24 protein-coding genes are annotated in these 16981 nt (G+C 59.3%); 13 read left to right on the top strand and 11 right to left on the bottom strand.

Annotated elements, in window-relative coordinates:
- Positions 1–11: 11 nt before the first annotated feature.
- Genes rpsP through ffh form a run of 6 tightly spaced genes read right to left on the bottom strand, consistent with a single transcriptional unit; the run spans position 12 to position 3869 of the window.
- The gene (gene rpsP, locus GOW09_RS20060; protein WP_010437590.1) at positions 12–401 is read right to left on the bottom strand and encodes a 30S ribosomal protein S16; all 390 of its coding nucleotides are present in this window, start codon (positions 399–401) and stop codon (positions 12–14) included.
- A gap of 40 nt (positions 402–441) precedes the next feature.
- The gene (locus GOW09_RS20055; protein ID WP_171120326.1) at positions 442–738 is read right to left on the bottom strand and encodes a chorismate mutase; all 297 of its coding nucleotides are present in this window, start codon (positions 736–738) and stop codon (positions 442–444) included.
- On the bottom strand, positions 735–1274 hold the full coding sequence (locus tag GOW09_RS20050; RefSeq protein ID WP_171120323.1) for a GNAT family N-acetyltransferase: 540 nt from the start codon (positions 1272–1274) through the stop codon (positions 735–737). The genes GOW09_RS20055 and GOW09_RS20050 overlap by 4 nt, the downstream gene beginning before the upstream one ends.
- On the bottom strand, positions 1271–1822 hold the full coding sequence (locus GOW09_RS20045) for a GNAT family N-acetyltransferase (protein WP_171120321.1): 552 nt from the start codon (positions 1820–1822) through the stop codon (positions 1271–1273). Before GOW09_RS20045 ends, GOW09_RS20050 begins: the two co-directional genes overlap by 4 nt.
- Complete coding sequence (locus GOW09_RS20040; RefSeq protein WP_171120318.1) at positions 1819–2376, bottom strand: GNAT family N-acetyltransferase; 558 nt, start codon at positions 2374–2376, stop codon at positions 1819–1821. The genes GOW09_RS20045 and GOW09_RS20040 overlap by 4 nt, the downstream gene beginning before the upstream one ends.
- A complete protein-coding gene (ffh, locus tag GOW09_RS20035; RefSeq protein ID WP_171120316.1) occupies positions 2373–3869 on the bottom strand; it encodes a signal recognition particle protein in 1497 nt (498 codons plus the stop codon). The genes GOW09_RS20040 and ffh overlap by 4 nt, the downstream gene beginning before the upstream one ends.
- Positions 3870–4120: 251 nt before the next feature.
- Here ffh and GOW09_RS20030 point away from each other — a divergent pair, with 251 nt between their 5' ends.
- Entirely contained in the window at positions 4121–5008 is an 888-nt protein-coding gene (locus tag GOW09_RS20030) for a sulfotransferase domain-containing protein (RefSeq protein WP_171120314.1), read from the top strand.
- Here the strand turns inward: GOW09_RS20030 and GOW09_RS20025 are convergent.
- Positions 5005–5529, bottom strand: a complete 525-nt coding sequence (locus GOW09_RS20025) for a hypothetical protein (protein WP_171120312.1) — start codon at positions 5527–5529, stop codon at positions 5005–5007. The two genes, GOW09_RS20030 and GOW09_RS20025, sit on opposite strands and share 4 nt — an antisense overlap.
- A gap of 278 nt (positions 5530–5807) precedes the next feature.
- Here GOW09_RS20025 and GOW09_RS20020 point away from each other — a divergent pair, with 278 nt between their 5' ends.
- A complete protein-coding gene (locus tag GOW09_RS20020) occupies positions 5808–6338 on the top strand; it encodes a prolyl-tRNA synthetase associated domain-containing protein (RefSeq protein WP_171120310.1) in 531 nt (176 codons plus the stop codon).
- Here the strand turns inward: GOW09_RS20020 and GOW09_RS20015 are convergent, their stop codons facing one another.
- Both GOW09_RS20015 and GOW09_RS20010 read right to left on the bottom strand, forming a co-directional pair.
- A complete protein-coding gene (locus GOW09_RS20015) occupies positions 6339–7076 on the bottom strand; it encodes an aspartate/glutamate racemase family protein (protein WP_171120308.1) in 738 nt (245 codons plus the stop codon). It lies immediately after the preceding gene.
- Positions 7077–7146: 70 nt separating this feature from the next.
- Positions 7147–7728, bottom strand: coding sequence for an FMN-dependent NADH-azoreductase (locus GOW09_RS20010; protein ID WP_171120306.1), 582 nt, complete (start codon positions 7726–7728; stop codon positions 7147–7149).
- Between the two features lie 120 nt (positions 7729–7848).
- Between GOW09_RS20010 and GOW09_RS20005 the strand changes: the two genes are divergently transcribed.
- The 3 genes from GOW09_RS20005 to GOW09_RS19995 all read left to right on the top strand — a co-directional run bounded on the left by GOW09_RS20005 (position 7849) and on the right by GOW09_RS19995 (position 10177).
- The gene (locus tag GOW09_RS20005; protein ID WP_171120304.1) at positions 7849–8727 is read left to right on the top strand and encodes a LysR family transcriptional regulator; all 879 of its coding nucleotides are present in this window, start codon (positions 7849–7851) and stop codon (positions 8725–8727) included.
- Positions 8724–9638 carry a DMT family transporter gene (locus GOW09_RS20000; protein ID WP_152457043.1) on the top strand — a complete coding sequence of 305 codons (915 nt, stop codon included), beginning with the start codon at positions 8724–8726 and terminating at the stop codon, positions 9636–9638. The genes GOW09_RS20005 and GOW09_RS20000 overlap by 4 nt, the downstream gene beginning before the upstream one ends.
- Before the next feature lie 125 nt (positions 9639–9763).
- Positions 9764–10177, top strand: coding sequence for a universal stress protein (locus tag GOW09_RS19995; protein WP_171120303.1), 414 nt, complete (start codon positions 9764–9766; stop codon positions 10175–10177).
- On the opposite strand, the gene GOW09_RS19990 is transcribed toward GOW09_RS19995, so the two are convergent.
- Positions 10174–10509: a metalloregulator ArsR/SmtB family transcription factor gene (locus tag GOW09_RS19990; protein ID WP_171120302.1), complete on the bottom strand. Its 336-nt coding sequence runs from the start codon at positions 10507–10509 to the stop codon at positions 10174–10176. The genes GOW09_RS19995 and GOW09_RS19990 overlap by 4 nt on opposite strands.
- Positions 10510–10740: 231 nt before the next feature.
- On the opposite strand from GOW09_RS19990, the gene GOW09_RS19985 reads away from it, so the two are divergent.
- The 6 genes from GOW09_RS19985 (at position 10741) to GOW09_RS19960 (ending at position 14346) form a co-directional block, all read left to right on the top strand.
- Complete coding sequence (locus GOW09_RS19985) at positions 10741–11073, top strand: AtpZ/AtpI family protein (protein WP_152457046.1); 333 nt, start codon at positions 10741–10743, stop codon at positions 11071–11073.
- Positions 11074–11075: 2 nt separating this feature from the next.
- Positions 11076–11834, top strand: coding sequence for a F0F1 ATP synthase subunit A (locus GOW09_RS19980; RefSeq protein ID WP_152457047.1), 759 nt, complete (start codon positions 11076–11078; stop codon positions 11832–11834).
- Between the two features lie 48 nt (positions 11835–11882).
- Positions 11883–12107 (top strand): F0F1 ATP synthase subunit C, encoded by a 225-nt coding sequence (locus tag GOW09_RS19975; protein ID WP_005981269.1) that lies wholly within the window; start codon positions 11883–11885, stop codon positions 12105–12107.
- 86 nt (positions 12108–12193) lie between these two features.
- Positions 12194–12745 (top strand): F0F1 ATP synthase subunit B', encoded by a 552-nt coding sequence (locus GOW09_RS19970; protein ID WP_171120301.1) that lies wholly within the window; start codon positions 12194–12196, stop codon positions 12743–12745.
- A gap of 5 nt (positions 12746–12750) precedes the next feature.
- Entirely contained in the window at positions 12751–13311 is a 561-nt protein-coding gene (locus GOW09_RS19965; RefSeq protein WP_152457049.1) for a F0F1 ATP synthase subunit B, read from the top strand.
- Positions 13312–13512: 201 nt separating this feature from the next.
- On the top strand, positions 13513–14346 hold the full coding sequence (locus GOW09_RS19960) for a hypothetical protein (protein WP_171120300.1): 834 nt from the start codon (positions 13513–13515) through the stop codon (positions 14344–14346).
- A gap of 42 nt (positions 14347–14388) precedes the next feature.
- Here GOW09_RS19960 and GOW09_RS19955 read toward each other — a convergent pair whose 3' ends face one another.
- Positions 14389–15159, bottom strand: a complete 771-nt coding sequence (locus GOW09_RS19955; protein ID WP_171120299.1) for a FadR/GntR family transcriptional regulator — start codon at positions 15157–15159, stop codon at positions 14389–14391.
- A gap of 150 nt (positions 15160–15309) precedes the next feature.
- Here GOW09_RS19955 and GOW09_RS19950 point away from each other — a divergent pair, with 150 nt between their 5' ends.
- Both GOW09_RS19950 and GOW09_RS19945 read left to right on the top strand, forming a co-directional pair.
- Positions 15310–16503 carry a PLP-dependent aminotransferase family protein gene (locus tag GOW09_RS19950; RefSeq protein WP_171120298.1) on the top strand — a complete coding sequence of 398 codons (1194 nt, stop codon included), beginning with the start codon at positions 15310–15312 and terminating at the stop codon, positions 16501–16503.
- Positions 16504–16547: 44 nt separating this feature from the next.
- Entirely contained in the window at positions 16548–16955 is a 408-nt protein-coding gene (locus GOW09_RS19945) for a hypothetical protein (RefSeq protein WP_171120297.1), read from the top strand.
- The last annotated feature ends 26 nt before the right edge of the window (positions 16956–16981 follow it).

Below are 16981 nucleotides of genomic sequence, written 5' to 3'. Positions count from 1 at the left end.
CGTGTGCCTGCTTATTCTTCTGCTGCGGCTTCTTCTGCCGGAGCAGCAGCGGCCTCGGCTGCTTCAGCGGCCTTGGCGGCTTTCTCTTCGGCGCGCTCCTGGGCTTTCTTGCCCGGAGTTCCCTTGTTGGGGTTGTTGCGCTCGGCCTTGTCACGGGCACCGGCCGCTTCCAGCATGCGTGCGATACGGTCGGTGGGCTGTGCGCCCTGATCCAGCCAGTACTGGATGCGCTCCATGTTCATTTTCACGCGCTCTTCGCTGTCTTTCGGCAACAGCGGGTTGTAGGTGCCCAGTTTCTCGATGAAACGGCCATCGCGCGGCATACGGCTGTCAGCCGCAACGATGCGATAGAAAGGACGTTTTTTCGAGCCGCCGCGGGCGAGACGAATTTTCATTGCCATGGTGGTATCTCCTTTGAATGGCGTTACTGGGATTTCCCAGTCAATTCTGGTGTTTCTTGTGGTGTCGGATGACTTCCTGAATGATGAAATTCAGGAAAGCCTTGGCGAAATCGGGGTCCAGGTCTGCCTCATTCGCCAGGTCTTCTAACCGTGCGATCTGCGCAGCTTCGCGCGAGGGATCGGACGGGGGAAGGTCGTGTGCGGCCTTGAGCTTGCCAACGGCCTGCGTGTGCTTGAACCGCTCGCCCAGCGTATAGACGAGGATCGCGTCCAGTCGGTCGATGCTTTCGCGATGCTCTTTCAACAGCGTGGCAGCCTGTGTCACGGGGTTGGTCATTGGCCGGTCCTCTCGGTGGTCAAGTCTATCTGCGGGTGGCGCCAGATCTGAGCGTGCTTGCCCAGAAGTTCGGCATTCTCAAGCTCAAGCGTTGCACCAAGCCGTTCAGCCAAAGCGCGCGAACGATCATTTGCATGGGCGATGTACGAGATCACACCGTTCAGGCCCTGGTGCCGGGCGGCATGGTCACGCGCAGCCGATGCAGCTTCAAAGGCCAGCCCCTTGCCTTCGGCTTCTTCCATCAGGGTCCAACCCAGTTCCGGTTCGGCCCAGCCCGGCACGTAGATCATTCCGGCCCAGCCGACGAATGTGCCGCTGGTCTTTTCGGTCAGGTGCCACAGGCCATAACCCCGCAACGCCCAATGACCCAGCCGGTTCGACAATGAGCTCCAGCATTCGCGCGCATCCCTGGGGCCGCCCACCATATGGCTGCGCTGGGTCGCGAAGAATGCGGTCATCGCGGGCAGATCATCCAGATGCGGCGCGCGCAGGATCAGGCGTTCGGTTTCAATGGTGGGAATGGTGAAAGAGGTCATGCGTATGCCTCCATTCCGCCATTCACCAGATCCGAGGGCGCCGGGTGCCGCCAGATTTCGGATTTTCCGAACTTGGGGTGGTCATAGTGATACTCGAACTGCGCGCCCAGACGCTTGGCCACGGCCTTGCTGGCGTGATTGTCCAGGTCGATCAGTGAGATCGCGGTTTCCCAGCCCAATACATCATAGGCGTAGGCGCGTGCAGTCAGCGCGGCCTCGGTCGCATAGCCCTTGCCGGTGGCGTGGTTCAACAGGGTCCAGCCAACTTCGGGTTCCGGCCAGCCTTCGGGAAACCAAAGCCCGATCCGCCCGACATAGGTGCCGGTGTCTTTTTCATCGACGCTCCAATACCCATAGCCGCGCAAGGCCCAGTGCCCCAGCAGCGAGGCGACCACCCGCCAAACCTCATCCCTGCGCAGAGGGCCGCCGACGAACTTGGCCGCATCGCTTGCAAAGAAGGCGGTGTCTGCATCGACGTCGGCCTCGGACGGTGCGCGCAGGATCAGGCGTTCGGTTTCCAGCGTAGGGATCGGCATCGCGAATGTCATGCCTGTACCTCGCGGTAGCGCCAGACATGCTGGGTTGGCCCAAAGGCGCTTTCTGCATCGGCATCACGCGCTGCGCCCAGTCGTTGGGCAAGCGCGTTCGAACGGGTGTTGGATTGCGAAACATAGCTTACGAACTGCCCCGATCCCAGCAGGTCAAATCCGAAATCACGCACGGCGGCGCAAGCTTCGGCGGCATAGCCCTGCATCCGGTGTTCAGCGCCGAACATATAGCCAAGTTCCGGTTCGTGATCGTCCCATTCCAAGCCCAGAACAACGAAGCCAATTGCCCGATCATCACCCTTGAGCGTGACCGTGAACAGGCCGTGACCATGCAGAAGCCAGCCCGCAGTATAATAGGAAAACTCGGTCCACGCGGCTTGCGGGGTGTCGCCAAAGCTGTCCTTGCAGATCGAGGTCCACACCGGCAGGTCTTCCAGTGTGGGCACGCGCAGTACCAGCCGCCGGGTCTGAATGACCGGCAGGGCTGCGCGATATTGCGCTGCTGCCATCGCCGCCTTTCCGGACGGGGGCTGGGTACAGCGTGCGGGGGTCACTTTTTCTTTCCGAACCCGCTCAGGCCCGGTGGCAGACCCATGCCGCCGCCCAGACCGGGCATCTTGCCGCCCATGGCCTTGGCCGCCTGTTCCAGCGCCTTGGGATCCATGCCTGCGGCCATCTCCTCGGGGCTGGGGCCGCCTTTGCCGAACATGCCTTTCATGGCCTGTTTTAGCATCTTGCCTTTGCCCATCTTGCCCATCTTCTTCATCATGTCCGACATCTGCCGGTGCATCTTGAGCAGCTTGTTGAGGTCGCTGACCTCCATCCCGGACCCCGCCGCGATGCGTTTCTTGCGGCTGGCCTGAAGGATCTGCGGGTTGGCGCGTTCGCGCTTGGTCATCGACTGGATCATGGCGATCTGCTGGCGCAGGATCCTGTCGTCCAGACCGGCCTGATCCATCTGCTTGGCCATCTTGCCCATGCCCGGCATCATGCCCATCATGCCCTGCATGCCGCCCATCTGGATCATCTGTTCCAGCTGCATCTTCAGGTCGTTCATGTTGAACTGACCCTTGACCATGCGCTTCATCATGCGCTCGGTCTGTTCCATCTCCATCGTTTCCTGGGCCTTTTCGACCAGGGCAACGATGTCACCCATGCCCAGAATTCGACCGGCGATCCGGTCCGGCTCGAATGTTTCGAGCGCGTCCATCTTCTCGCCCAGACCGACAAAGCGGATCGGCTTGCCGGTCACGGCGCGCATCGACAGGGCCGCACCGCCGCGCCCGTCGCCGTCCATCCGTGTCAGGACCACGCCCGAGATACCGACCTTGGCGTCGAACTCTTCAGCCACCTCGACGGCGACCTGCCCGGTCAGGCCGTCGACCACCAGCAGCGTCTCGCGCGGGTCAACGGCGTTGCGGACCTGTTCGACCTCATCCATCAGGACTTCGTCGATGTGCAGACGACCCGCAGTATCGAGCATGTACACGTCGTAACCACCCAGCGTCGCCTGCTGTTTGGCGCGCTTGGCAATATCGACAGGTTTCTGGCCGGGAACGATCGGCAGGGTGTCCACCCCGATCTGAGTGCCCAGAACCGCAAGCTGATCCATCGCCGCCGGACGGTAGACGTCCAGCGAGGCCATCAGGACCTTCTTGCCCTCTTTCTCTTTCAGACGTTTCGCCAGCTTGCCGGTGGTCGTCGTCTTACCCGAACCCTGCAAGCCGACCATCAGGATCGGCGCGGGCGGGTTGTCGATCTTCAGCGCACCGGGGTCTTCCTCGCCACGCAGGGTGTCAACCAAAGCGTCATGCACGATCTTGACGACCTGCTGGCCGGGGGTGATCGACTTGGTGACTGCCTGACCGGTGGCCTGGCTTTGAACTTTCTTGACGAATTCCCTTGCAACCGGCAGCGAGACGTCGGCCTCAAGCAGGGCAACGCGGACCTCACGCAGGGCGGTTTTAACGTCTTCTTCGGACAGGGCACCCTGTTTGGTCAACCGGTCGAAGACGCCAGAGAGGCGTTCGGATAGATTTTCAAACATGCCTGCGGCCTCCTTAGCCGGTTCTGGTTTGGCGCCCCTTAGATAAGGGCAGACGGGTCAATGCACAAACGCCCCCACGGGCGAAACTCGCTGGTGGGGGGCGATCCCTGAACGACTCAAGGGACCGGAAGATCGAAAGGCTTCCGGATGTTGGGGCGTCATCTACGCCTCTGGGCCGTGTGAGTCAAGATAAGCTATGTGAGTGTCACATTGCGGGCTATTCTGCGTGATTGAAGCTGAGGGAGGGGGCGATGAAGAATGGTCTGCCGCGAAAGACGACCGACTATGTCGGCGAAGTGACCAACACCGATATATGGTCCGGATTCGAGATCCGGCCCAGCGACGTCTTTGTGTGCACACCGCCCAAATGCGGCACCACTTGGACGCAAACACTGGTGCGCATGCTCATCACCGAAACGGCCGACCCCAGTGTGTACGACAACAGGGTCTCACCGTGGCTTGATTGCAGTTTTCGCGATCGGGTCGCGCAGGCGGATGAACTGAGCGCGCAAAGACATCGGCGCTGTATCAAGACACATACCCCGCTTGATGGCATCGTGTTCTCGCCAAATGCGCAATACTTGGTTGTTCACCGCCATCCGGTTGACGTTCATTTTTCAATGCGCCGCCATGTCGAGAATATGAAACATGACTGGCTTGATTACCTGTTCCCTGACGATCTGTCGGAAGCTTTCGACATGTTTTTGAACCGGCCCGCGTCATCCAAGGGCACAGATGACCTGACCCTCAGATCGATCATTCATCACTTCCATTCCTTTTGGAAGTATCGCGACCTGCCCAACATTCATTTTCTGCACTATGCCGAGCTCAGCCGGGATCTTCCGGGACAGGTCGCGCGGCTTGCACGGATCATGGACATCGAAATTGACCCGGACCTGGTCAAAGACATAGCCGAGGCCGGCAGTTTCGGATCAATGAAAAACAACGCCATACGTCTGGAGCAAACCCCCGGATTCACCAGTGGGTTTCACGACTTTGCGCAGTTCTTCTCTTCGGGAACAAGCAACAAGTGGGAAGGCAAACTGACCGAGCAGGACATGGCGCGATATGACGCCTGCATGTCCCGGCTGGTCTCAGCCGAAGAGCGCTTGTGGCTGGAACGCGGCCTGGCGTCTTAGTTTGTCCCGACTGCGCGACGGTCTTGGCCTGGTTTCGATGGAAGCCAGTCATTCACCGCCTCGGCCAACCGGTGAGAGCCGGAGCCGCCGGAAAACGCTTCGACAATTGGATGGCGACCCGCGCTCATGCCTTTCTCAAGAACAAGGACCGGGCGATACAGCGTCGAGGTGCCGTTTTTGCTTCGGGATGTCGTGCTTTCGATTTCTGCGTGGGACAGGTTGGACAGTTTGTGTTCAACCGCTTCGTAACCGAAAACCGATTGGCGGCGAATCAGGATACTGTCTTTGTGCCGATCCAGAATGATCTGAACCCGTCTTACGAAAGCGCAAAACGCACCAAACCCAAGACCGCCTCCGCCAAGGGCAAAGATCAGGCCGAACCAGATGCCTTCGCCGCCCGTGCTCATCAGAAAAATACCGGGTCCGACAAAGGCCAGAATGAAAATGACCAACGTGATACCGATGAACCAGGGCGTATTGGCGATGATCAGTTGGTTCGGGGTGTCTCGGGTCACTTTCATGGCGGTACGCTAGCACCGTTCCAACACCCTGTTCCAGTTTGTTTCATCACCGTCTTGCGTGAAATCAGGCTGAAACGCGCAGGGCCAGCGCAGCACCGTCCTTGATCTCGGGCAGTGTGGTTGGCGGGGTCAAGGCCAGGTTCGGCACGCCAGACACTGACTGCGCCTGTGATGCGCGCGATCTGCATTCTGGGTGGTATCACCCGGGCAATTGTATCTCTCGCGCTTGAATTCCAAGTTTTGTTGCGCGATGAGCAATCCAAAAAAGCGAGGGCTTCATGGACGCTTCATCCACCTATCAGGACACTTTGCCGCTGAGTTCGGACGCATTGCTTGCGCAGATGGAAGATTGGGGGCTGACCTATCGCCTGCATACCCATGTGCCATTGCGTACGGTCGAGGATGCAAAGGCGGTCGAAGACCAGTTCATGACACCCGGAGAGAACGCGCTGCGGGTCAAGAACCTGTATCTGCGCGACAAGAAAAAGCGCAACTATCTGGTGACCTTGGAACAAAGCCGCGAGATTGATCTCAAGGCTTTGGGGGCCGAGTTGGGCATAGGCAACCTGTCCTTCGGCTCGGCGGACCGGCTGTTTCAGAATCTCGGCATACGTCCCGGCGCCGTCAGTCCGCTGGCGATGATCAACGGTGTTCAGAATGATGTCAGGTTCTTCATGGATGCGGCGGCACAGCAGGCCGAGGTGATTTACATGCACCCCCTTGTCAACGACCGCACCGTGGCTCTGACGCGGGCCGACATGATGGCCTTTTTCGATCGCATCGGCTGCGCGGTCACGTGGTTGCCCTGATTACGTCAGCGCCTCATTCAATGCGGCGGCAACATGCGCGGCTGACGGGTTGACGAACAGATGCCCGTCAGCTTCGAACACCGGATCGTCCAGGTGGTTGGGAAAAGCCAGTGGAAGCTCGGTACAGGCCAGCAGGATCGCGGTTCCGGGGCTGGCGTGCTTGTCGCAAAACGCCAGCAGTCTGGCGCGGGCGATGTCAGACGCACCACCGTAGAAATCACTGTCGATCATGGCCTGCATCTGGGAAATCTCGGGTTCAGGCAACCGTTCATTCGCGGCAATGCCTTCGGCGGCCAGTCGGTTCGCATAGTTGGTGGCCTGCATTGTCACGGTGGTTCCCAGGACCAGAGCCCGTGATGCGCCGGTACCTGCCGTCGCCTCGGCGGTTGCGTCAAAGATGCTGAGGATCGGCATCGAGACACCCTGCCGTATCGCGTGAAGCCGCGCATGGGGGGTGTTGGACGCGATAATGCCAAAATCGCACCCGGCGCGTTCGAGAGTCAGCAGGGCGTCGCGGAACACCGCGTCAAAATCCGCCCAGCTTGCCTCATCACCGGCGACACCGCGCAGGGCGCGCGTTCTGGCCTGCGTAACGGATTCGATGGTCATCGGTGGGATCGGCAAAGGCGAACCATGGCCGCGTTCCGCGTGATAACGCCCGGCCCCTTCGGCAATCGCCCGGTAGTAATCGACGGTCGAGGCCCAGCCAACACCGCCCAGAATGCCGATTTTCTTCATGTGGCCCATCCAGTCTGCCTGTTTGCTCGCATGCAGACTGGACGTTTCCACGCTCGTTGGCCAGAGGCGATCAGGCAGCAAGCTCCGCAACCGCCTTGTGGGCACTTTCCAGCGCCGCATCCGGGTTCACGGCCATCTGATCCGCGGCGATGACGTCGACGTCATGAATGCCGATGAAGCCCAGAACGTGGCGCGCGTAATTGGTGGCGAAATCAGCTTCGGATCCGACAGGAACACCGCCCGATGCGATGGCCAGAATGGCACGTTTCCCTTCCAGCAGGCCTTTGGGTCCGTTTTCCGTGTAGGAAAAGGTCAGGCCCGCGCGCGCCACGAGGTCGACCCAAGCCTTGAATGCGGCAGGCACCGAAAAGTTGTAGATCGGCAGGCCGATGACGATGGTGTCGGCCTTTTGCAGTTCGGAAACCAGTTCGTCCGACAGGGCCAGCCGGTCGCGCTGTAGATCGTCGCGCTGCTCGGCGGGGGTGAAATTGGCGGCGATCCAGTCTTCTGTCAGCAGGGGCAGGGGGGTGGCCAGATCGCGGCGGATGATGCGGTCTGCACCCAGTTGCTTGACCACACGGTCAGACAGATCGCGCGTGGTCGAGTTCACGCGGCGGGCGGATGAGTCGATGTGAAGGATCGTTTTGGTCATTGTTTTGGTCCTTTCAGTCAGGAGAATCTTGTCCTGCGCCCAATATGATTATTGCGTTGATGAACAAAACTCGGATACATCAACAGTTATTGTTGGAAATTGCACAGTGACGACTTTGCCATGGATAATTGGGATGAAGTGAGAACCGCCTATCAGGTGGCACGCATGGGGACGGTCAGCGGCGCGGCAGATGTTCTGGGTGTTCACCACGCCACCGTGATCCGCCACATAGATGCGATCGAGGCGCGATTGGGTGTCAAACTGTTCCAGCGCCATGCCCGTGGGTATACGCCGACCGAAGCAGGAGACGATCTGTTGCGCGTGGCGCAGGCGACCGAAGATCAGTTCAATCAGCTTGTGGGCCGGATGAAGGGACGCGGAGACGATGTCTCGGGTGAATTGGTCGTGACTTCCCTGGGGTCTCTTGCCCCGTTGGTGGTGCCGACGCTCACCGCGTTTCAAAAGATGCATCCGGACCTGATCGTGCGATACCTGACGGGCGACCGGCTGTTCCGGCTGGAATACGGTGAAGCGCATGTGGCGATCCGCGCCGGATCGGCCCCTGATCAACCCGACAATGTCGTCCAGCCTTTCCGGCAAGAGGAAGTTGGTCTTTATGCCAGCGCCTCGTACATCGAACGGTTCGGCAAGCCATCCGGAATCGAAGATTTTGCACGCCATCACTTCGTCAGTTCCGATGATGAGACCAGCCGCGCGCCGTTCACACGCTGGTTGCGCGCGACGGTACCCGCCGATCGCATCACCTTCCGCTGTACCAACAACTTCTGCATGCGCGAGGCCGTTCTGGCCGGTGCCGGCATTGGCTTCATGGCCCGTTGGGAGGCTGCCCGCCACGACAATCTGGTCGAGGTGATTGATCCGCTGCCGGAATGGTTCGGCAATCTGTGGCTGGTGACCCACGTGGACTTGCACCGCACCACCAAGGTACAGGCCTTTCTGAGCTTTCTGAAAGAAGAAGCCAAAGGCTGGCAGCCATGAGCCCGCAGATGCGTGGCCATCTGGCCATGCTTGCCTTTTCAGCCCTTGTGGCAGGCAGCTTTTCGTTGGGGTCCATGATCGCCAACGAAATCGCGCCAGCCGCCCTGAATGCGGTTCGCTTTGCGATTGCGGCTGCCGTGATTGGTTTGGCCGCACTGGCGACAACCGGCCTGCCGCGCAGCGCCGCGCAGGCCCCTTGGCGCTATCTGGTGCTCGGGGCTTTGTTCGCCACCTATTTCGTCCTGATGTTCTATGGGTTGCAAACCGCCCCACCTGTCAGTGCGGCAGCGGTGTTCACCCTGACACCAGTTGTCTCTGCCATGGCGGGGTGGGTCTTGTTGCGCCAAATCACGACTCCGCGCATGGCGCTGGCCCTGACCATTGGCGCTGTGGGGGCGCTTTGGGTGATTTTCCGGGCCGATTGGCAAATGTTCCGCGCCTTTGAAATCGGTGGCGGCGAAATCATCTATTTCTGGGGCTGCGTCGCCCATGCGATCTATACGCCCATGATACGCAAGCTGAACCGAGGAGAGCCCGCCGTGGTTTTCACCTTCGGTACGCTGGTCGCCGGGTGTCTGTTGTTGGTCGTGTTCGGCTGGTCCGACCTGATGGCAACCGATTGGGCCGGGCTTCCGGCTATTGTCTGGATCGGCCTGTTCTACATTTCGTTCTTTGCAACGGCAGCCAGCTTCGTGCTGGTGCAGTTTTCTTCCTTGCGGCTGCCGTCGGCCAAGGTCATGGCCTATACCTACCTGGTTCCCAGCTGGGTCATTTTGTGGGAGATTGCGCTGGGCAAAGGCGTGCCAACCGGTTTGATCCTGGGTGGTGTGGCGCTGACAATCATCGCCCTGCTGATGTTGTTGAAAGAGGAAGTTCCGCCCTCGGTGCCAGTGCGCCGCGCCATGGAATAAGCCATGTCTTCGCTGGAAAATCCGGCAGATCCAATATGCATTCCAGAGGTGGAATTTGTTGAGCCAGATCAAGGCACCCCTGTGGGCCTTTCCATAACCTCTTTGGCAGGCAAATGGAGGAGATCATGTTCAAACATATCATGTTGCCGGTTGACCGGCATCTACCGCCCGAAGTTCGCAAAGCAGCCGATGTTGCCGGGCAGGTTGCAAAGTGGCAGGGCGCCAAAATCACTCTGATCAGCGTTACCGGGGCTCATATGGGTGAATCCTCGGAAACCGAGGCCGAGATCGACAAGGAGTTGGCGGAGTTCACCGAACAGTTGGCCGCAGAAAGTGGATCAGACGTTTCCATGCGCAAAATCCACTCGGTCGACGTTGCCGCTGAGGTGGACAGCGATCTGACCCGCGCGGCCGAGGAGATCGGCGCAGACCTGGTCATTGTCGGCACCCACGCGCCCCGGATCACCGACTATATTTTTTCCAGCCACGCCGGTTATCTGGCGAAACACGCCAGCATGTCTGTTTTTGTGGTGCGCTAGGCCTCGCCCGACGTTGGCAGTTCAGCTTCCAGAAACCGTTCGAACGCGTCCAGATTGACGGGCTCGAATTGTCCGAACCCCTGCATCCAGACCGAAGCGGCGCGCAAGGCGTCGGGTTCCAGCTTGCACCATTTTACCCGCCCGCGTTTTTCCTGACTGATCAGACCGGCCTTGGTCAGGATGACCAGGTGTTTGGAGATCGCGGCCAGCGACATCTCGAACGGTTCGGCCACATCCGTCACCGCCATGTCATCCTCCAGCAGCATCGCCAGAATGGCGCGGCGGGTGGGGTCGGCGAGGGCTGCAAAGACTGTGTCGAGATCGTTGGACATGTGACCGCTCAACCATAGCCGTCGGGATTGGTCAACCATTTGGTTGAATATGCGGATTCAGGGCTTTGGCGGTGCAACGGCGGTCATCGAAACGAATGGCGCGTCTTGGGTCTTGTGAAAATCATAACAAATTCAATATTTTAGACTGCGTCAACGAGGGCATTCAAGGTCGTTGACTCTGCGCGCGCCGCGCCTTAGCACCATGCCCAAGACTGTACGAGGGAAACGCCCGTGACCGATGATGACCAAAAGCAGCGTATGGCGCAGCTGGAGGCCAAGATCGAGGCGGCGAAAAAGGCCAAAGCGCCAAAGCCTCGTGCGGATGCTGACGTGTCCGGGGGTGAGCTTGCCTGGCGGATGGTCATCGAAATGGTATCCGGTCTGGGGATCGGATTTGGCATCGGATACGGGCTGGACAGCCTGCTCGGGACGATCCCGATCTTTCTGGTGCTGTTTACATTGCTGGGCCTTGTCGCGGGCGTGAAGGTTATGCTCCGCAGCGCGAAAGAGGTTCAAGAGAAACAAACGGCGGCAACGGCTGCCGAGAAGGACGAGAGGGACTGAACGTGGCAACCGAGACCACCGCAGCAGAAGGCAGCAGCCTGGTATTCCACCCGATGGATCAGTTCATCGTCAAGCCGCTGTTCGGCGATGGTGCAGTAGGCATGTTCACCGTCACCAACGTGACCCTGTGGTTGTTCTTTGCGGTGCTGGCCATAATCGCTCTGCTGGTACTGCCCACCTCGAAACGCGCCATCGTTCCGACCCGTATGCAGTCGGTGGCCGAGCTGGCCTATGGCTTCATCTACAAGATGCTGGAAGACATCTGCGGCAAGGAAGGCGTGAAATACTTCCCCTATGTCATGACCCTGTTCATGTTCATCGTCTGCGCGAACTTCCTGGGGCTGATCCCGACCTCGTTCACCACCACGTCGCATTTTGCCGTGACCATCCCGCTGGCGCTGGCCGTGTTCCTGACCGTGACCGTGCTGGGTTTCGTGAAAAACGGCGCCGCATTCCTCGGTCTGTTCTGGGTCTCCAGCGCGCCTCTGGCGCTGCGCCCGATCCTGGCGATCATCGAGCTGATCTCGTACTTCGTGCGTCCGGTCAGCCACTCCATTCGTCTTGCCGGAAACGTCATGGCTGGCCACGCGGTTATCAAGGTTTTCGCAGGCTTCGCCGCGATTGCCGTGATCTCGCCCGTGTCGGTTCTGGCGATCACCGCTATGTATGGTCTTGAGGTCCTTGTGGCCTTCATTCAGGCCTACGTATTCACCATTCTGACCTGTGTTTATCTGAAAGATGCGCTGCATCCGTCGCACTAAGGTCCGAACACCCAACATCGAAACTTCCAATTCGTAAGGAGATACATCATGGAAGGCGATCTCGCACACATCGGCGCAGGCCTGGCAGCAATCGGTTCCGGCGCAGCCGCAATCGGGGTGGGCAACGTAGCAGGCAACTTCCTGGCCGGCGCCCTTCGCAACCCTTCGGCGGCTGCTTCGCAGACCGCAACCCTCTTCATCGGTATCGCGTTCGCAGAAGCCCTGGGGATCTTCGCATTCCTGGTCTCGCTGCTGCTGATGTTCGCCGTATAATCTGCGGAACCTGATCCTTACGCGCAGGTGGGTCCAAGCCATAGCGGCCCACCTGTTGTAAAGACAAGTTTCCGACGGAGGATATCATGGCGACTGAACCCCTTACAAAAGAGGTAGCTGGCTCGTGCGTCGACTCCTATGGCTCTGCCATCGGGATGCCGCAGCTCTGCTTCGATTGGTTCCCCAACCAGATTTTCTGGCTGGTCATTACGCTGGTCGTCATCTTTCTGGTCCTGTCCCGCGTGGCTCTGCCCCGCATCGCGGCAATCCTGGCTGAACGTCAGGGGACCATTACAAATGACCTGGCTGCGGCCGAAGATCTGAAGGCCAAGGCGGTCGAGGCCGAAGAGGCCTATAACAAGGCGCTGGCCGATGCCCGTGCCGAAGCGCAGCGTATCGCTGCCGAAGCACGCGCTGAAATTCAGGCTGGACTGGATGACGCGATTGCCAAGGCGGATGCGGAAATCGCTGCCAAGGCGGCGGAATCGGAAAAGGCAATCGCTGAAATCCGTGCCGGTGCGCTAGAAAGCATTCAAGTGGTTGCCAAGGATACGGCGGCTGAACTGGTCACCGCACTGGGCGGCGAGGCAGATGCCAAAGCCATAAACAGTGCAGTAGACGCACAGACGAAAGGATAAGTGACATGCGGAACACTCTTGCCCTTATCCTGACCGTTGGTGCCGCCAGCCCCGCGCTGGCTGCAAGCGGCCCGTTCTTTTCGCTTGGCAATACCGACTTTGTCGTCCTTCTGGGCTTCATCGTCTTCATCGCGGTCCTGTTCTACTTCAAGGTCCCCGGTATGATCGGTGGCGCGCTGGACAAACGTGCCGAAGGCATCAAATCCGAACTTGACGAAGCCCGTGCTCTGCATGAAGAAGCCCGCAGTTTGCTGGCCTCGTACGAGCGCAAGCAGCGTGAAGTTCAGGGGCAGGCCGATGCGATCGTCGCGGCAGCGAAGGAAGACGCGGCCTTGGCGGCAGAACAGGCGAAAGCTGACTTGGAAAAGTCGATCGAGCGTCGTCTGGCCGCAGCTCAGGACCAGATCGCTTCGGCCGAAGCGTCTGCACTGAAGGAAGTGCGTGATCAGGCCGTATCGGTTGCGGTTTCGGCGGCCAGCTCGGTTCTGGCAAAGCAAATGACCGCAGCGCAGGCCAACAAGCTGATCGATGCATCGATTGCAGATGTGGATGCAAAGCTGCACTGACGGGTGACCCCGACAGACACGTGATACAGACGACCCGAGAGCTTTTGGCTGTCGGGTCTTTTGTTTTAGTCGTGCTTCTGTTTCTGTTGTTTCAAACACTCCGAATCCTACGACCTGCCGGGGATCAGGTTGATAGGAGCGCCCTGATGGGGGCGTGAAAACAACAGGGAAAGACAGGCGGTGTCAGGCAACGCAGTTTCGATGAATATTGTCGGCGTCGTCCGAAATGGCGGGTCAGCGCTGATCGACACGATCAACAGAATCGAAAACCTGTCTGCGCAGTTGCACCGGTTCACCGTCACCATTGCCACGAACGACAACACGGACGGTACGGATCAAGTGTTGTCTGATTATGCGGGTCAAAGCCGGCATGTCGATATCCTGCGACTGGATGGTCTTGCGTCAGAATTGCCAAACCGGGTCGAGCGTATCACGGCGGCCAGAAATGCAGTTCTCAAAAAACTCGAGGATCAGGACACGGACCTGGAGTTGACGCTGGTGTTGGATCTGGATGGTCCGAATACCTGCCTGGATGCCCAGGCGGTTCTGACAGCAGCGCAGCGGGTCGCCCCGTTGTGGGAGGGTGTTTTCGCCAACCCAAAACCAGCATATGACGATATCTACGCTTTGCGTTGTTCGGGTTGGTGTGATGAAGACGTGTGGCAACGCATTCAAAGCACGCGCCGGCCGCTGTTCGGGCGTCGCAAGTGGCGCCGGTCCGTCATGAAGTCCGCTGTTTTTGACCGCCAGTTTCACATTCCTGCCGATACGCCCCTGATCCCGGTCGACAGCGCATTCGGCGGCGCCGGTTTGTATAAATCCCGCGCGCTGCGAGGGTTGCGCTATACTTGCCGGGACGAAAAAGGCCAACAGGTGTGCGAACATGTAATGCTGCACAAACGTCTGAGAGATCGCGGCGCAAGGCTGTTCATCGACCCGGCGCTGACGACACTGGCCGCGGAGAACCGTCTGGGAGAAGGCAGCGGCGCGCCGTTCCCCCGACATCTGCTGCCAGCCGCGTCAGGCGCTGCCTAGTCCCGGCCTTGCCCTGCCATGTCTGCAAAATCCGGACCGCGCTCAGCCCCGCCCGGTTTCGTGTTGCAGCCTTTGTTGCGCAATAGCTTCGTTCCGATCGGCCTTTTGCTGGTCCGCCATGCAGCGTTCCACAAAATCCAAATGGCGTTCGATTGCATTTCGGGCGGCCAGAGGATCACGCTCTTGCAGCGCCGCATTGATGGCGCGGTGCTGATCCAGGATGGCCTCGCGGGTGGCGCGCTGACGGAACATGGTCTGACGGTTGTAGAACACCCCCTGCACCAGGAGGTCATACATCGACCGCATCATGTGCAGCATCACCACATTGTGGCTGGCTTCGATGATGGCCATGTGGAACTCGGCGTCCAGCTGCGCCTCGTCATTCGCGGCGTTTCGGTTGTGGGCCGCCTGCATCTTGTCAAAGATCGCCTGAACGACCTTCAGGTCGCTGTCTGACCCCAGGCGCGCCGCCCGTTCCGCCGCCAGCCCTTCCATGTCACGGCGAAAGGACAGGTAATCGAATACGGCTTCTTCATGGCTGCCAAACAGGCGGATCAGTGCCGGTGAAAAGGCAGAGCCCAGAACCTCGGCCACATAAATCCCGGATCCGGCTTTCGCGGTCAAAAGGCCCTGTTCCTGAAGGTCGGCAATCGCATCTCGCAGGGACGGGCGCGAAACGCCCATGCGCTCTGCCAACTCCCGCTCGGATGGCAGGCGCTCGCCGGGGCGCAGGATGCCTCGCAGGATCAAAAGCTCGATCTGGCGAACGACTGCGAGCGACAGCTTTTCCGTCTGAACTTTGTGAAATGGCATCTCTTCTTCCGAAATTGGTCAATTCATTTGACCATGGACGTCGGTGCTGTTCAAGAATCCCCGGTCGCATCCATTGAATAATTAGGTCAGTAATATTGACTTTAATAGTGGAGAGCTTAGGCTGCGCCGAATTGAGATCGGAGGAGCCTCATGTCCCAACACCCTTTGTTTGCCACCCGGGCCTCGCGAATGAAAGCGTCAGAGATTCGCGAATTGCTGAAGCTGCTTGACCAACCCGGCATCATTTCCTTTGCCGGTGGGATTCCTGATCCCGCACTGTTTCCCGCCGATGCGTTTGCACAGGCGTTTCAGCAGGCCCTGGGGCCGGATTTGCAAGCGCAGGCGCTGCAGTATTCGGTCAGCGAAGGCTATGTCCCATTGCGGCAGTGGCTGGCGCAGCACATGCGCGAAATCGGGGTGGCCTGTGACATCGACAACATCCTGATCACCTCGGGGTCACAGCAGGCGCTGGACTATCTGGGCAAGCTGTTCCTGTCCCCCGGTGACACGGCCCTGGTCGGGTGGCCCACTTATCTGGGCGCGCTGGCTGCATTCAACGCCTACGAGCCACGCTTTGACCGGCTCAATGGCAATCAGGGGGCCAAGGAATACAAGGCCGCAGCGGGCGCAGGCGCAGTGAAATTTGCCTATCTGTCGGCGGATTTTGCGAACCCGACAGGAGAAACCGTGGACTTGCAGGGCAGAGAGGCTCTGCTGGATCTGGCCGAGGAACTGGATTGCGCGTTGATAGAGGACGGAGCCTATCAGGCTCTGCGCTATGACGGGGATCCTATCCCCCCCATACTGTCATTGGAGCAGGCCCGCAAAGGGTCAATCGAGGACTGTCGGACGATCTATTGCGGCAGTTTCTCGAAAACGCTGTCGCCGGGTTTGCGTATGGGATGGGTCGTTGCGTCCAAGCCAGTCATTTCCCAAATGGTGCTGTTGAAACAGGCAGCTGACCTTCATTCCGCGACCATCAACCAGATGGCTGTGCATCAGGTGGCGCAGGCCTGTTTCGACACCCATATTCCGAAAGTACGAAATGTCTATCGCGCCCGTCGTGATGTGATGCTGAACGCCATGGACCAGCATATGCCTGACGGGGTGGAATGGACACGTCCCGAGGGGGGAATGTTCATCTGGGTCACGTTGCCCGAGGGGATGGTTGGCTCTGACCTGCTGGCGCGTGCGCTGGACACCGTCAAAGTAGCTTTTGTTCCGGGGCAGGCGTTTTTCCCGGATGGCAGCGGGGCAAACACGATCCGTCTCAGTTTTTCGAATTCTGACGAGGCGACAATACGCGAAGGCATTCGCCGACTGGGAGAGGTGCTGCGGGCCTGACGTCCGGAAAGGTTCTGTTAACCAAAATGCTGCAACTCTGCGGCATGATCCGGTTTCTCGCACCTCTGTTGCTGGCCGCCTGCGCCGCCGGCACTCCGCATTTCCGCGACGTTCCAGCCACGCGCGTGGCTGTGAATGGCAGTGTCTTTGATGTGCGTGTGCGCGGCGACCTGGCCGAGGCTGTGCGGATCAACGCGCAATACGCCCCTCGGCTGGGCCCGGTCCGGGATCGCGCCGCTTTAGCGATGGCACAGGTTTCGGGATGTCCAATTCTGGACGTGCTGGGGGATGCAGCCGTGACCGTTGGGGTTTTGGGGTGTGACCGTGATGCGGGTGAGCGGCTTTTGCTGACGGCCGTCTCGACCCCCAATTACGAATGCATCGACTTTGGTCTTTATGAAAACGTCGGTGGGGAAAACGGGTATCAGGTCTTTGAATGCACGCCGTATTGAGATGCGCGCGTTCTTGCGTGTTTCGG

This window comes from Ruegeria sp. HKCCA5463, from assembly GCF_013034175.1.
Taxonomy (GTDB): domain Bacteria; phylum Pseudomonadota; class Alphaproteobacteria; order Rhodobacterales; family Rhodobacteraceae; genus Ruegeria.
The sequence above is the reverse complement of the archived record's forward strand: the minus strand, read 5'-3'. Positions and strand labels throughout refer to the sequence as shown.

Excerpts from the sequence above, each read along its gene's own strand:
- rpsP (WP_010437590.1), bottom strand. The coding sequence starts at position 401 with ATGGCAATGAAAATTCGTCTCGCCCGCGGCGGCTCGAAAAAACGTCCT.
- GOW09_RS20055 (WP_171120326.1), bottom strand. The coding sequence starts at position 738 with ATGACCAACCCCGTGACACAGGCTGCCACGCTGTTGAAAGAGCATCGC.
- GOW09_RS20050 (WP_171120323.1), bottom strand. The coding sequence starts at position 1,274 with ATGACCTCTTTCACCATTCCCACCATTGAAACCGAACGCCTGATCCTG.
- GOW09_RS20045 (WP_171120321.1), bottom strand. The coding sequence starts at position 1,822 with ATGACATTCGCGATGCCGATCCCTACGCTGGAAACCGAACGCCTGATC.
- ffh (WP_171120316.1), bottom strand. The coding sequence starts at position 3,869 with ATGTTTGAAAATCTATCCGAACGCCTCTCTGGCGTCTTCGACCGGTTG.
- GOW09_RS20030 (WP_171120314.1), top strand. The coding sequence starts at position 4,121 with ATGAAGAATGGTCTGCCGCGAAAGACGACCGACTATGTCGGCGAAGTG.
- GOW09_RS20025 (WP_171120312.1), bottom strand. The coding sequence starts at position 5,529 with ATGAAAGTGACCCGAGACACCCCGAACCAACTGATCATCGCCAATACG.
- GOW09_RS20020 (WP_171120310.1), top strand. The coding sequence starts at position 5,808 with ATGGACGCTTCATCCACCTATCAGGACACTTTGCCGCTGAGTTCGGAC.
- GOW09_RS20015 (WP_171120308.1), bottom strand. The coding sequence starts at position 7,076 with ATGAAGAAAATCGGCATTCTGGGCGGTGTTGGCTGGGCCTCGACCGTC.
- GOW09_RS20010 (WP_171120306.1), bottom strand. The coding sequence starts at position 7,728 with ATGACCAAAACGATCCTTCACATCGACTCATCCGCCCGCCGCGTGAAC.
- GOW09_RS20005 (WP_171120304.1), top strand. The coding sequence starts at position 7,849 with ATGGATAATTGGGATGAAGTGAGAACCGCCTATCAGGTGGCACGCATG.
- GOW09_RS20000 (WP_152457043.1), top strand. The coding sequence starts at position 8,724 with ATGAGCCCGCAGATGCGTGGCCATCTGGCCATGCTTGCCTTTTCAGCC.
- GOW09_RS19995 (WP_171120303.1), top strand. The coding sequence starts at position 9,764 with ATGTTCAAACATATCATGTTGCCGGTTGACCGGCATCTACCGCCCGAA.
- GOW09_RS19990 (WP_171120302.1), bottom strand. The coding sequence starts at position 10,509 with ATGTCCAACGATCTCGACACAGTCTTTGCAGCCCTCGCCGACCCCACC.
- GOW09_RS19975 (WP_005981269.1), top strand. The coding sequence starts at position 11,883 with ATGGAAGGCGATCTCGCACACATCGGCGCAGGCCTGGCAGCAATCGGT.
- GOW09_RS19970 (WP_171120301.1), top strand. The coding sequence starts at position 12,194 with ATGGCGACTGAACCCCTTACAAAAGAGGTAGCTGGCTCGTGCGTCGAC.
- GOW09_RS19965 (WP_152457049.1), top strand. The coding sequence starts at position 12,751 with ATGCGGAACACTCTTGCCCTTATCCTGACCGTTGGTGCCGCCAGCCCC.
- GOW09_RS19960 (WP_171120300.1), top strand. The coding sequence starts at position 13,513 with ATGAATATTGTCGGCGTCGTCCGAAATGGCGGGTCAGCGCTGATCGAC.
- GOW09_RS19955 (WP_171120299.1), bottom strand. The coding sequence starts at position 15,159 with ATGCCATTTCACAAAGTTCAGACGGAAAAGCTGTCGCTCGCAGTCGTT.
- GOW09_RS19950 (WP_171120298.1), top strand. The coding sequence starts at position 15,310 with ATGTCCCAACACCCTTTGTTTGCCACCCGGGCCTCGCGAATGAAAGCG.
- GOW09_RS19945 (WP_171120297.1), top strand. The coding sequence starts at position 16,548 with ATGATCCGGTTTCTCGCACCTCTGTTGCTGGCCGCCTGCGCCGCCGGC.